The following is a 12721-nucleotide window of genomic DNA, read 5'->3' as shown; positions in this document are numbered from 1 at the left end:
GCGAAGCGATCGCGTGAACGCTATGTCGCGCGATCACGGCCGCCTTCGATCCTCCCGGCCCGGCGAACCTGACGATGCGGAAAAGGCCAGCGGCGCTCTCACGCCGCTGGCCTTTCTCTTGTCGGGTATCGATCGGGCACCGTGCCCGATCGATACGCCAGCTCATTCGCCATCGGGCAATTTGAAGGCGATAATATAGTCGCCGCGGTCCGGCGACTGTCGGGCGCCACCGGCCGAGACGACGACGTACTGCTTGCCGGATTTCGGCGAGGTGTAGGTGATCGGCGTCGCCTGCGCGCCGACCGGAAGCCGATGCTTCCACAGCTCTGCGCCGGTGGCGAGGTCGAAGCCCCTGATGTTGTAGTCGAGCGTGCCGGCGTAGAAGACCAATCCCGACGCGGTGGAGATCGGACCGCCCACCGTGGGCATGCCTACCGGGATCGCCATGTGCATCTTGATGCCGAGCGGGCCGGTGTCCTCGACCGTACCCAGCGGCACCTGCCACGCAATCTGCTTCGTCGCCATGTCGATCGCGGTCAGCGAGCCGTAGGGCGGGTTCTGGCAAGGAATGCCGAGCGGCGACATGAAGGTCACCTTCGCCGCGCCATACGGCGTACCGAGCTGTGCCGACAGTCCTTCATGCGAGGAGCGGGCATCCTCCCGGTCCGCGTCCTCGCGCGGCACGAGCTGGACGCGGTGAGGCGAGCGGGTATCGTTGACGATCAGGTAGCCGCTCGGCTCGTGGACGGAGGCGCTGCCCCAGTTCATGCCGCCGTAGAAGCCGGGCCATTGCAGACTTGGCGTCAGTCCGGGCGGGGTGAATTCGCCCTCGTAGCGCATCTTGCGGAACTCGATGCGGCAATAGAGCTGGTCGAACGGCGTGGCGCCCCACATGGATGCTTCCGTCAGCCTGTCGACGCCGATCGCCGGCATGCCGACCGAATATGGCTGGGTCGGCGCGGTCCAGTCGCCCTCGACCGCGCCTTGCGGCACCGGCCGTTCCTCGACCTCGGTGATCGGCTCGCCGGTGCGGCGGTCGAGCACGAAGGTTTGGCCCCGCTTCGTGATCTGGATCAGCGCCGGGGTCGTGCCGCCATTGCCGTCGGGCACGTCGTAAAGCGCCGGCTGGGCCGGAACGTCGTAGTCCCAAAGGTCGTGATGGACGGTTTGGAACTTCCAGCGCTCGCGGCCGGTGCGGATGTCGAGCGCCACGATCGACGCCGTATACTCCTCGGCCGCCTCGGTACGATGTCCGCCGAAGAAGTCCGGTGTCGCATTGCCGGTCGGCAGGTAGACGAGGCCGAGTTCGGCGTCGAAAGCAGGCGTCGACCAGACGTTCGGCGTGCCGCGCGTGTAGCTCTCGCCCTCCGGCGGCAGGCGCGTGATATTGGGATTGCCGAGATCCCAGGCCCAGAGCAGTTCGCCGGTTTCGGCGTCGAAGCCGCGCACCACGCCGGACGGCAGCCCTACGGAGACGTTGTCCACGACCCAGCCGCCGATGATGATGATGCCGTTGGCGACCGTCGGAGAAGAGGTCTGGAAATAGAAGCCCGGCCGCACCTCGCCCATGCCGAGCTTGAGATCGACGGTGCCGTTGTCGCCGAATTGCGGGCAGAGTTCCCCGGTTTTCGCGTCGAGCTGGATGAGGCGCGCGTCGATCGTGCTGAGCACGATGCGGGTGGCGCAGATCGAAGGCGCCTGGGCCACCTGCGGCGTGACGGGTGCGACAGGAGCCTGCGGAGCCGGAGCTTCCGCATCCTGTTCTTCATCCGGCGCCGGAACGGCATCGGGGGCCGTTTGCGTATCCGGCGCGGCGGGCGCGGTCGTGGCCGTCGATTCGTAGTAGCCGACGCCGCGGCACCGCTGCCACAGCGGCGAGGACGCCTGGGGATCGAACTTCCAGCGCTCTTCACCGGTGTCGGCGTCGAGCGCATAGACGATATTGCTGACGGTGCAGACATAAACGGTGTCGCCGATCTGTATCGGCGTGTTCTGGTCCTCGGCGCCGCTGCCGGTAGCGTTGATCGGCGCATCGCCTGTGCGGAAGGTCCAGGCGACCTCGAGTTGTCCCACATTCTCCGGAGTGATTTGGTCCTGCGGCGCATAACGCGTGCCGCTCGGCTTGCGGCCGTAGAATTCCCAATTTTCGGGCTGCGCCGGCAGATCGGCAGTGGCCACCTGCGCGGGCTCGCCCGTCGCCGCGATCAGCGGCCCGGGATTGAAGGCGCGGTAGACGGTCGCGCCGAGGCCAACCACGACAAGCAATGCCAGCCCATAGGCGGGCGCCCGCGAAAGTCGCCATGTCCCGCGATGGAGCGAGGGCGCGGCAAGCAGGACGAGAACGGCAAGCACGCCCGGCGCGAAAAGGCGCGACACGAGCGGCCAGAAGGAGAAGCCGACTTCCCAGACAGCCCACAGGATCGTTCCGATGAAGACGACAGCGAAGACCCACAAGCCCGCCGCCCGGGAGGTGGCGATCAGGAATGCGGAGAGCAGAAGACCCGCCCCGGCAAGAGCGAAGTACCAGGACCCGCCGAGGGTGATCAGGTAGGCGCCGCCGAACAGCAACGCGGCACCGCCGACGATCATCAAGACGGCCAAAGCCAGAAGCGGCCAGGAAGCGAGGGCCGCCTTTCTCGAATTTTCAGCCATGGACATGGCTCCTTTTCAAATATGCAGTCTTATCGGGAAGATGGCGCTGGAAACTACACTTGGGCGCAACTGCCCCGGGGAGGTAAAACACATCGAATACAAGGGCATGGGGGCTATGCCGAAAACAGAATGGAATATTCTGCAACTCCTGCCATCTATAGGAGCCTAAGCAGCGAAATCAAGCACAGGTTGTCGCATGCCGGCGGCCTTTCACCGCTCTTTCGCGCGCTTCACCATCGTTCTTCAACGAAATCGCGCATGCGCCGAGGGCGCCGCGAGTCGCCTCGCAGCCCTCTAGAAGCCGCCTATCCCCGTCAGCCGTTTGGCGCTGCGAACTGCATCGTGAACACTTGGCCGCCGACGCCTTCGGCGAAATCGGGCGCGAATTCCAGCGGCGTGCAATCGCGAAGCGCCGCAACCGCGGCATCGACGAACTTGCGCTTCTCCTCGTCGTTTCCCGGCACGTCTATGCTGGTCGGGCGCGGCTGCCCGATCAGCGAGCCGTCGCGCCGCAAGCTGAAGCTCAGCGTCACCGACGCACCCTTGGGATCGGCGGGCGCCTTCCAGCATGTGCGGATCGCATCGCCCACCTCGCCCATATTCTTCAAGGGATCGGCGATGGAGGGGGAGGCGCAAAGCGAGAGGGCCAGCAAGGCCGAGGTCATGCAATGAGAACGTTTCATCTTCAACCCCTGTTCTTGAATGTAACCTGGGTTCGGTCTCACGGACGAGAATCTAGATCGAACGGGACAGAAACGCCATACAAAACCTGCGTTTAGGGTAAATCTCCCGCTTATTCGCCGCATGCGCTCCACACACGGCCAACCCGCGAGCCCGGTCCGACTGGCGAGCGAGCCTGGTTTGGTTCAGTATGCCGGCGGAAAGGCCGCCGAGGACACGGACAGGAAGGTTCGTTATGAGCCGGGAAATCGCGGAAGGAAGATTGAGGATCAAGCGCGCCTACGAAGCGCCGGCCGACGACGACGGCAAGCGGATATTGGTGGACAGGCTCTGGCCGCGCGGGGTGAGCAAGGCCGATGCAGCGATCGACGAGTGGATGAAGGAGATCGCGCCGAGCACCGAGTTGCGGAAATGGTTCGGCCATGATCCCGCCCGCTGGGCGGAATTTCGCCGGCGTTACAAGTCGGAGCTCAGGGAGCACGTGGAAGATCTGGACAGGCTGCGAACGATGGCGCGGCAAGGCACGGTGACATTGGTTTACGCCGCCCATGACGAGGAACACAACGATGCCGTCGTTCTACGCGAGGTGCTGCAAGGCTGAAGAGAGCGGCGGCCGCACGAGGCAGATTTTTCGATCGGAGCATTTTCATGAAGGCGACCTGGCCGGAAATCCCCTATCCCGCCTGGCGGGAAACTTGTTCCGCCCTGCATCTTTATTGCCAGATCGTCGGCAAGTACCGGCTCGCCAGAACGCCGTGGATCAACCATTCCTGGCACGCGACCCTCTACGTCAACGGGCGCGGGCTGACGACCTCGCTCGTTCCCGATGATCCTGGCGGCGTCGAGATCGTGCTCGACCTGATCGATCACGAGGTGATCGGCATGGCCACCGACGGAAAAACCGCGCGGTTCCCGATCGCGGCGGGTTCCGTCGCCGAGTTTCACCGACGTTTCCTGGAGCTTCTGGCGGAGATCGGTGCTACAGCCGAGTTTCACGGCGGTCCGAACGAGGTGGCGGATCCCGTTCCCTTCGCGCAGGATCAGGCCGAGCGCCCCTACGACGCCGAGGCGGTCTCGCGATTCTTCCGCGCCTGCGTGCAGGTCGACCGGGTGTTCAAGCAGTTCCGCACGGGCTTTCTCGGCAAGGTAAGCCCGGTCCATTTCTTCTGGGGCAGCTTCGATCTCGCCGTCACCCGCTTTTCAGGAAAAGGCACGCCGCTTCATCCCGGTGGCGTTCCGGCCCTTCCCGACGAGGTGACTTGCGAGGCCTACAGCCATGAGGTCTCGTCCGCCGGCTTCTGGCCAGGTGGCGGCGGCATCGATTTTCCGGCCTTCTATTCCTACGCCTATCCGACGCCGGAAGAATTCTCGAATGCGGCCGTCGCCCCGAACGAGGCCTATTTCGACCGGACCTTGGGAGAGTTCCTGTTGCGCTACGACGCCGTGCGGCAGTCGAGCGACCCCGATGCGATGCTCCTGAGCTTCCTGGAAAGCACCTACCGCGCCGCGGCCGACCTCGGCGGCTGGGACCGTGGCAATCTTGAATGCGCCCCAGGGGAGCCGCGCCGGCCTCGCTTCGTGAAAGGCTTGCAGACGCGCTAGCAGGGGATCGGGCTACCCCTGCCCTTCCGGCGCCGCACAGACCATGATCATCTCGACCTTCAGCGCCGGGCTCGCGAGCTGCGCGTTGAAGCAGGCACGGGCGGGCGGCTCGATATCGGCGACCCATCCGTCCCAGACCTCGTTCATCGCCGCATAGTCGGCCATGTCGGCCAGGATGATCGCCACGAAGAGCAGCTTGTCCTTGCCGCTGCCGATCTCGCGCAGCCGCGCCTCCGCCTTTGCCAGCAACTGCACCGTCTGCTCGTGCGTGCTGAGGTCCGCGTCGTAAGGCGCCTGCGGAGTGACCGCGAAATAGCCGGTGCCGTTGTGCGTCACCGCGATGCTTGCGCGTTTCCCGACGCCGAAGCGGCTGATGAGCGCGGCGATGCCGCCTTCGCTGTCGATCTGGTCCATGTGAGCCGTCCTGTTTGATTTTTGAATGGATGGGAAACGCTTATTTTGCAATCAGATAGACGTTTTCGCGCGTCCAGCTGATGAAGCACTCCTCATCTTCTTGGATGATGACGACGTCCGCGCCAAGGACGCGCACGCGCATGGGGAGATCGCCAACCTTGCCGATCACCAGCGCGTTGTCGCCGTAGTTGACGATCGTCTCGACCTTCATCGTCACATTCTTGCGGCCGTCGACGGGCTTGCGGGAAAGGCGGATGTGTTCCGGCCGGATCATCAGCGTCACGTCCTTGCCGGTCGAAGTCTTGCCCGTGGGGGCATATTCGATGGCGCCGAGGGCGGCGTTGGACGCCTCGCCCTTCTCGGCATCGGTGACCTTGGCCTCGATGAGGTTGCTCTCGCCGATGAACCCGGCGACGAACTTGGTCTCCGGCTCGTGGTAGATCTCCAGTGGCGTCGCGACCTGCTGCACCCGGCCCTTCTCGAAGACCACGATGCGATCGGACATCGACATCGCCTCGGATTGGTCGTGCGTGACGAAGATCGTCGTCACGCCCAGCGCGCGCTGGATGCGCTTGATCTCGATCTGCATCTGCTCGCGCAGGTTCTTGTCGAGCGCACCGAGCGGCTCGTCGAGGAGCAGCAGCGACGGCTCGAAGACAAGGGCACGGGCGAGCGCCACGCGCTGCTGCTGACCGCCGGAGAGTTCCTTCGGATAGCGATGGCCGAAACCTTCGAGGCCGACGAGATCCAGCATCTCCTCGGCCTTGCGCAGGCCTGCCGTCTTCTTCATTCCACGCATCTGGAGCGGGAAATAGACGTTCTGCGCCGCGGTCTTGTGCGGGAACAGGCCGTAGTTCTGAAAGACGATGCCGATGTTGCGCTCATGCGGCGCAAGGCCGAAGAGCGACTTGCCGGCGACCTCGACCGTGCCCGACGTGGCGCTCTCGAAACCGGCAATGATCATCAGCGTCGTGGTCTTTCCCGAGCCGCTCGGCCCGAGGAAAGTGACGAATTCGCCCTTGCCGATGTCCAGGTCCACCCCTTCGAGCGCGGTGAACTGTCCGTAGACCTTGGAAATGCCGGATAGCTGAAGATAGCTGCTCATAACGACTCCTGGGCGGCATGCGAGGCATGCCCGAATTTTCGGGTTCAGGTCGCGGCGATGCGCGTGCGCCTGCTGCGGATGCGCGAGATCAGCAGCGGCGCCGTCACGCCGAGGATCACCGCGAGAAACAGAAGAGTTGAGATGACCGCGATCACCGGATCCGCCTCCTGGCGGATGCTGTCGAACATCTTGCGCGGCAGCGTTTCGGCACCGCGTCCGGAAATGAAGATCGCAACCACCGTCTCGTCGAAGGACTGAACGAAGGCGAACAGCGCGCTGATGATCAGGCCTGGGCGCAATATCGGAAGCGTGACGTGGATGAACGTCTTGGTCGGGCTCGCGCCGAGGCTGAGCGCGGCGCGCTCGAGCGTCCTGTCGAACCCCTTGAGGTTGGCGGAAAGGACGAGGAAGGCGATCGGCACCGACAGGCAGCTATGCGCCAGGATCACGCCCAGATGGGTATGCACGATGCCGAAACTGCCAAAATAGGAATAGTAGCCGACGGCCATGACGATATGCGGGACGGCGAGCGGCATCAGCATCATCAAGTCGGCGATGCCCTTGCCGCGGAAGCGATGGCGCACCAGCGCGAAGGTTGCCGGCACCACCAGCGCCATGGTCAGCACGGTCGTCGCGCTGGCGATGAGGATGCTGTTCCAGGTCGGGCGCAGCCAGTTGGGATCGGTGAAATAGGCCGTGTAGTAGCCGAGCCAGTATCCCGGAGGCGGGAACTGCAGCGAGCGCGCCTCCGAGAAGGACATCGGGATGACGATGACGAGCGGCGCGGCGATGAAGACGAGGACCGCGATGCCGAGCCAGCGCAGGAAGCGGTTCATGGTCAACCCCAGAGTTTGTCGAGGCCGAAACGGCGGTGGTAGATCGCGAGGATCGCCAGCGTCACGACGAGCAGCACCATCGCCATCGCCGACCCCATGCCGAAGGCGAGGAACTCGTCGATCTGATTGCCGATCAGTCCGGCTATCATCTGCTCGCGCGGGCTGCCGAGAAGGACCGGCGTCACGTAGAAGCCGAGGCAGATGACGAAGACGAGCACTGAACCGTTGGCGATGCCCGGCGCGGTGAGCGGCAGGTAGACATGGCGAAACAGCGAAAAACCGCGCGCGCCGAGGCTTTCCGCGGAACGGATCAACGTCGGATCGATCTTCCGCATGACCGAGTAGATGTTCATGATCATGTAGGGTGCGAGGATATGCACCATGGCGAGCGTGGAGGAGAAGCGGGTGAAGAGCAGTTGCGGCGGCCGCTCCATGCCAATCGTCTGGAGCAGCCAGACCACCGGCCCGTTATTGCCCAGTAGCACCATCCACGCATAGGTGCGCACGAGGAAGCTGGTCCAGAAGCTCATGGTGACGAGGAGCAGGATCAGCATCGCCGTGCGCGGCTTGCTGCTCGCCATCAGATAAGCGAGCGGATAGCCGACGAACAGGCAGCAAAGCGTGACTGTGATCGCCGTCACGAAGGTGTTGAGGAACGTGCGCAGATAAAGCCCACCGGTCAGCACCCGCTCGTAGTTCGACAGGGTGGGGCTCGGCTCCGTGAAGCTCATGATCGCCACGTCGGCAAGCGGAACGACGAAGAATATCGCCATGTAGACCGCAAGCGGCGTCAGCAGCAGCCATGGCCACAGATCGGTCCTCTGGGTCAGTTTCGCGATGTTCACTCCCATCGCCGTTCCTCTCGCTTTCGACTATGAAAATCAGCCGCGCGCCGGCTTGCGCCCGACACGCGCGGCAGGTCGTTTTCGCGGCTCAGCTTGCCACCCACTCCTCGAAGCGCTCGGCGATCTGAGCGGGGTCGCCGCCGAAATTCACCATGTCCTGCTCGAAGGTCTGCTTGTAGTTCTCCGGCGAGGTCGGCATGCGCCTGGCGTCCTCTTCCGAAATGAACTCGTTGGCGGCCGGGTTGAGCGGGCCGTAGTCTGCCTGGGTGGCGAAGCCGGCCAGCGGCTTGCCGCCGGTCGCGAACTGGATGAAGGCCTTGGCGTTGTCGGCATTCGGCGTGCCCTTGGCGACCACCCAGTAGGCGCGATCGATCTCGCCCTGGTTCCAGGTCATGGCAACCGGCGCGCCGGCGGCCTCGGCCTCGTAATGGCGGCCATGCCAGATGCCGATGAGATCGACCTCGCCGTCGCGCAGGATCTGCGTCGACTGCGAGCCCGCCGTCCACCACACGCGGATATGTTCCTTGATGCGATCCAGCGAGGCGAAGGCACGCTCGACGTCGAGCGGATAGAGATCCTTGACCTCGACACCGTCGGCCAGAAGTGCGATCGGCAGAACGCGGGCGGCATAGCGCTGCAGCGAGCGCGCGCCGGGGAAGCGCTCGACGTCCCAGAAATCGGCCCAGTTCTTGGGACCTTCCGGGAACTTGTCGGTGCGCCAGGAGATCACGGTGGCGAAGGCGTGCGAGGCGACGCCGTTCTGGAACAGGCCGCCCGGATAGGGCTCCGCGAGCGTCTCGATGATGCCGGCCTGGTTGGCGCGGACGAGCTCCGCGCCGCCGAGCGTCGTGATGTCGAACTCATAGACGCCGGTTCGCGTCTGCTGCGCCAGCTTGGCGAAGGAGACGGGCGAAACGGTGCGAACCTGAATGTCGGTTGCGGCCGTGAACGGGTCGAAGAGATGGGCGCGAGCCGCCTCTTCCCACGGTCCGCCCCAAGTATTGATGTAAAGCGTGTTGTCCTGCGCCCTGGCGATGTACGGCATAGCCAGCGTGCCGGCCATGGCGGCGCCAGCGCCCTTCAGGAAAGTGCGGCGATCGGAGACCAGGAAGCCCGGCGTCCTGTTTCTGATATTGGTCATTTCCATTCCTCTCCTCTTGAAACTTCAGGATTTCCTGAAGGTGGCCTCGTAGAGACGAAGCCAGTTCCCATGCGTGATCCTGGCGACTTCCTCCTCGGAGAAACCCACCGCGCGCAGGCCTCCGGGAATGACGCCCATGTCTTCCACTTTGTGGAACCAGTCCGGCGGCGGCGCCTTGAGCGGACGGCCGGCGGCACTGGCGCCGTAGTCGACGCCGCGTGTCCAGCGGCCCTGGCGCATCCACGCGTAATCGGGGGCTGTAAAATTGTGGCTGCGGTCGGTGCCGATTGCCACGGAATCGATGCCGGCGATTTCCACCGTGCGGGCCACCATGGTGCACCAGGCCTCGATCGACTTGCAGTATTCGTCCCCGGTGATGTTGCGATAGGCGGCGCAGCCGATCACGCCGCCGGTCTCTCCCAGCGCCTTCAGAACGGCATCCGACTTGTTGCGCTTGTGATCGAAGACCGAGCGCGCGTTCGCATGCGTCACCGCGATCGGCTTGGAGGAGGCTTCGATCGCATCGAGCGTCGAACGATCGCCGACATGGCTGCAATCGACGAGGATGCCGGCGGCGTTCATCTCGCGCACCACTTCCTTGCCGAAACGGGCGAGCCCGGAATCCTCGGCCTCGTAGCAGCTTCCCGCCAATTCGTTCTGGTTGTTGTAGGTGAGTTGGACGACACGCACGCCGAGTTCGGCGAAGAGCTCGACGAAGCGGATACGCCCCTCGAACAGGTTGGCGTTCTGGTAGCCGAGGATGACGGCGACCTTGCCTTCCTCGCCGATGCGCCGCACGGCTTCGGCCGTGGTGGCGATCTCCGCGACATCGGCGTTTTCACGCACCAGGTCGCGCCATTTCCCCAGCGAATCCAGCGATTCCACCGCGCCTTCCCAGAACCCGCAGGTCACCACCACGCCGCCGACCTTCGCCGTCTGCAGCGATTGAAAGGCTTCCCGGTCGAAGTGGCCGCACTGTAATCCGTCTATGATCATTGCTTGGTGCTTTCAGCTTCCGTTTCGGTGGAGCGCGGCGACATCAGGAAGCTGATGTCGGTTTCGTCGTCATTGTCCTTGCGGCCGATGACGGTGCCGTCCTGATTGACGATCATCGGACCGGCATGGCGGCGCGATACGACGCTGTCGGGCGTAAGCGCCTTCTTGGCGAGATGGTAGATGCGCCACCACAGCTCGGCATCGATCTGGACGCCGTTCGTAAGGACGTCCCAGAGAAGCGGATCGTCCCTGCCGACGTCGCCCGTCACCGGACGAGCCTCGGCGGTGAGAACGACCGGCGTGCCGGCGATGACGTTCACGGCAAGGCCGGTGCGGCCGCCGAGCGCCTCGGCGATCCTCAATTCCTCGGGATCGAGTGCATTGACGACGGAGATTTCTGCCTCACCGAACCTCGCGACCAGCTCGCCTAGAAGATCGATCAGGGCCGGAAGCACGGACCAGGCATGCTGCCCGCCGCCGTCGAGACACAGCTTTGCGCCGTCCTCGGAAGCGATCGAGATCCGGTCCGGCCGGGCGTCGCGCAATGTAGGAAAACGCTCCTCCAGCATCGCGAAACCACCGAGGTCGAGCTTCTGCGAATACATGACCACGTCCTGCACGGCCATGAAGAAGCCCTTGGGAAGGCCGGTCATGGAGAAGATGCGTTCGGACATGAGCCTCATCTCGCGCGGCATCACGCGCAAGGTCGGGCCGGTCTGGGCTGTGCTCATTGGAGGGGCTCCGCCGGATAGAACCAGGTCTCGGCGCAACCCGACCGGATCTCGTCCCGCGTCGGGGCTCCGTGGTAAAGCACGCCGCGCAGGTTGCGGTTCAGGAAGTCGCGGGTCTTGTCGACACCATGGATGCCGCAATTCATCAGGCGCACGAGGTCGATCGGAACGAAGGCCTCGGCGTTGATATTGGCGCGCGGCGTGTGGTATTCGCGGCCGCGAAGGCTCTGGATGCGCGCGACCAGATGGCGATGCTCGGGATGCTTCAACAGGAAGCGCGCAACCGTCATCGACGGGCTTTCCGCCTCGATATCCGCCATCAGCGATTTCACGCCGCCGCAAATGTCGAGCCCGAGATCGTGCGCGTCGGGCACTTCCTCGCGCGCTCCGCGGCGCGGCTCCTCGGCCGTCTCGGACTTGTACCAGACATATTTGTAGGCGTCCGGTCCCGACATGTCGGTGTCGAGCGCCCAGCAATATTCGTCCTCGATGAGGTGCCCCAGGCTCGCAAGCGTCTCCGCCGGGGTGATCGTGAACTCATCGGGTCCATGAATATCGATGAAGAGCCTGTCGGCCTCTTCCGGAACCAGTTCGATCAGCAGCGAAAGCAGCGTTTCCAGCGATTCCGGCTTGGCGGATCGTTCGAAACGATCGACCAGAGCGTCCAGGGGGAATTGATGCTTCTTACCATCGACGAGCCCGTTGTCGCGAAGCTCGACCAGCGCATCCGCGGCCTTCTCCAGGTCTGACGCCACCTCCCTGCTGGAGGTGAAGGCTTCGTAGACCATGCGGTCCTGCCCGCGGAAAGTGACCGCGCGGCGCACCAGTTCGAGAAGGCGCCCGATGCGCGGATCGCCGGCGCCGAGCTCGAGAGCCCGCGCCTTCGCGATCGACGCTTCACGCGCGCCGATCCAGGCATCGACGAGACGCGGATGGCGATGAACGAAGAAGATCAGGCCCAGCGCGGAACCGTTGCCGACGCCGAGATAGCGACGGATGCCTGGATCGAGCGAAACCGCCTTTTCGGATTTGAGACGGGCGAGATGCTCCACGAGATCGCAGGAATATTCGCGCATCATATAGGCTGTGAGAAGCTGCGCCTGCAGCACGCCGCCGAGCGGGTGGTCCTTGCCGAGCGACGGGAAGGAACGCGTGCCGAAGGTGCCGTTGCCGTCGAGGCCGGTATTGCGCATCAGGTAGCAGACCTTGGCGAGATCATCGACGGATGGCTGCCGGCCTTCGGCAAGAGCTTCCAGGGTCTGGTCGAACACCCGCATGGAGCGATTCGAGCGGCACCAGATCAGCGCGTTGGGCGTTGCGCGCCCGGTATAGAGCTTGGGCAGTTCCTCGCGCGCCGATTGGATGTCGGCTTCGGTGGCGGGGCCTTCGTTGAGCGTGCCCATCATGTCCCAGGCCTGGCCGATGATGCGGCCCGTGCGCGCCGTGCGGCTCGGGGGTCGGGAAAAGCAGATGAAGCTGAATTCGCGACCGGGGCTCTTGATCGAATAGACGATCGTGCCGGAAGCGTTCTCGTCGACGTCGAAACGCTCGATCGATATATCCCAGCGCTCACGCAGCATCCTGTTCATGAACGCGCGGGCGCCGCTGAAGCGCGACGGTTGAATCGCGGCGAGGCTTTCCGGCCTCATTACCTTCGATCCCGGCCGGGGCCGGGGCCTGTTGGCGGCCTCGTCCTTGTGTTGCGGCGTGATGGTCAT

At 64.2% G+C, this 12721-nt stretch carries 12 protein-coding genes; 2 read left to right on the top strand and 10 right to left on the bottom strand.

Annotated features, from left to right (window positions below; translation table 11 throughout):
• Positions 1–162: 162 nt before the first annotated feature.
• Both XW59_RS22525 and XW59_RS22520 read right to left on the bottom strand, forming a co-directional pair.
• Positions 163–2652 (bottom strand): membrane-bound PQQ-dependent dehydrogenase, glucose/quinate/shikimate family, encoded by a 2490-nt coding sequence (locus XW59_RS22525; RefSeq protein ID WP_047147914.1) that lies wholly within the window; start codon positions 2650–2652, stop codon positions 163–165.
• A 314-nt stretch (positions 2653–2966) separates the two neighbouring features.
• Entirely contained in the window at positions 2967–3335 is a 369-nt protein-coding gene (locus XW59_RS22520; RefSeq protein WP_052958385.1) for a hypothetical protein, read from the bottom strand.
• A 233-nt stretch (positions 3336–3568) separates the two neighbouring features.
• Here XW59_RS22520 and XW59_RS22515 point away from each other — a divergent pair, with 233 nt between their 5' ends.
• Together XW59_RS22515 and XW59_RS22510 are read left to right on the top strand one after the other, a co-directional pair.
• The gene (locus tag XW59_RS22515) at positions 3569–3934 is read left to right on the top strand and encodes a DUF488 domain-containing protein (RefSeq protein WP_047147916.1); all 366 of its coding nucleotides are present in this window, start codon (positions 3569–3571) and stop codon (positions 3932–3934) included.
• Positions 3935–3981: 47 nt separating this feature from the next.
• Positions 3982–4935, top strand: a complete 954-nt coding sequence (locus tag XW59_RS22510; protein WP_047147917.1) for a DUF5996 family protein — start codon at positions 3982–3984, stop codon at positions 4933–4935.
• 12 nt (positions 4936–4947) lie between these two features.
• On the opposite strand, the gene XW59_RS22505 is transcribed toward XW59_RS22510, so the two are convergent.
• The 8 genes from XW59_RS22505 to XW59_RS22470 form a co-directional block, all read right to left on the bottom strand.
• On the bottom strand, positions 4948–5349 hold the full coding sequence (locus XW59_RS22505; protein WP_047147918.1) for a RidA family protein: 402 nt from the start codon (positions 5347–5349) through the stop codon (positions 4948–4950).
• 40 nt (positions 5350–5389) lie between these two features.
• Positions 5390–6454, bottom strand: a complete 1065-nt coding sequence (locus XW59_RS22500; protein WP_047147919.1) for an ABC transporter ATP-binding protein — start codon at positions 6452–6454, stop codon at positions 5390–5392.
• Between the two features lie 44 nt (positions 6455–6498).
• Positions 6499–7290: an ABC transporter permease gene (locus XW59_RS22495; RefSeq protein ID WP_047147920.1), complete on the bottom strand. Its 792-nt coding sequence runs from the start codon at positions 7288–7290 to the stop codon at positions 6499–6501.
• Positions 7291–7292: 2 nt separating this feature from the next.
• Positions 7293–8141, bottom strand: a complete 849-nt coding sequence (locus XW59_RS22490; RefSeq protein ID WP_047147921.1) for an ABC transporter permease — start codon at positions 8139–8141, stop codon at positions 7293–7295.
• An 82-nt stretch (positions 8142–8223) separates the two neighbouring features.
• Positions 8224–9276: an ABC transporter substrate-binding protein gene (locus XW59_RS22485; protein WP_052958408.1), complete on the bottom strand. Its 1053-nt coding sequence runs from the start codon at positions 9274–9276 to the stop codon at positions 8224–8226.
• A 24-nt stretch (positions 9277–9300) separates the two neighbouring features.
• Positions 9301–10272 (bottom strand): membrane dipeptidase, encoded by a 972-nt coding sequence (locus XW59_RS22480; protein WP_047147923.1) that lies wholly within the window; start codon positions 10270–10272, stop codon positions 9301–9303.
• A complete protein-coding gene (locus XW59_RS22475; protein WP_047147924.1) occupies positions 10269–11003 on the bottom strand; it encodes a hypothetical protein in 735 nt (244 codons plus the stop codon). Before XW59_RS22475 ends, XW59_RS22480 begins: the two co-directional genes overlap by 4 nt.
• Positions 11000–12721 (bottom strand): hypothetical protein, encoded by a 1722-nt coding sequence (locus XW59_RS22470; RefSeq protein ID WP_047147925.1) that lies wholly within the window; start codon positions 12719–12721, stop codon positions 11000–11002. Before XW59_RS22470 ends, XW59_RS22475 begins: the two co-directional genes overlap by 4 nt.

The sequence above is a fragment of the Aquamicrobium sp. LC103 genome (assembly GCF_001014615.2).
Taxonomy (GTDB): domain Bacteria; phylum Pseudomonadota; class Alphaproteobacteria; order Rhizobiales; family Rhizobiaceae; genus LBCQ02.
The sequence above is the reverse complement of the archived record's forward strand: the minus strand, read 5'-3'. Positions and strand labels throughout refer to the sequence as shown.

Coding starts and splice junctions, on each gene's coding strand:
- XW59_RS22485 (WP_052958408.1), bottom strand. CDS start 9,276: ATGACCAATATCAGAAACAGGACGCCGGGCTTCCTGGTCTCCGATCGC.
- XW59_RS22490 (WP_047147921.1), bottom strand. CDS start 8,141: ATGGGAGTGAACATCGCGAAACTGACCCAGAGGACCGATCTGTGGCCA.
- XW59_RS22500 (WP_047147919.1), bottom strand. CDS start 6,454: ATGAGCAGCTATCTTCAGCTATCCGGCATTTCCAAGGTCTACGGACAG.
- XW59_RS22470 (WP_047147925.1), bottom strand. CDS start 12,721: ATGACCATCACGCCGCAACACAAGGACGAGGCCGCCAACAGGCCCCGG.
- XW59_RS22480 (WP_047147923.1), bottom strand. CDS start 10,272: ATGATCATAGACGGATTACAGTGCGGCCACTTCGACCGGGAAGCCTTT.
- XW59_RS22495 (WP_047147920.1), bottom strand. CDS start 7,290: ATGAACCGCTTCCTGCGCTGGCTCGGCATCGCGGTCCTCGTCTTCATC.
- XW59_RS22510 (WP_047147917.1), top strand. CDS start 3,982: ATGAAGGCGACCTGGCCGGAAATCCCCTATCCCGCCTGGCGGGAAACT.
- XW59_RS22505 (WP_047147918.1), bottom strand. CDS start 5,349: ATGGACCAGATCGACAGCGAAGGCGGCATCGCCGCGCTCATCAGCCGC.
- XW59_RS22475 (WP_047147924.1), bottom strand. CDS start 11,003: ATGAGCACAGCCCAGACCGGCCCGACCTTGCGCGTGATGCCGCGCGAG.
- XW59_RS22525 (WP_047147914.1), bottom strand. CDS start 2,652: ATGGCTGAAAATTCGAGAAAGGCGGCCCTCGCTTCCTGGCCGCTTCTG.
- XW59_RS22520 (WP_052958385.1), bottom strand. CDS start 3,335: ATGAAACGTTCTCATTGCATGACCTCGGCCTTGCTGGCCCTCTCGCTT.
- XW59_RS22515 (WP_047147916.1), top strand. CDS start 3,569: ATGAGCCGGGAAATCGCGGAAGGAAGATTGAGGATCAAGCGCGCCTAC.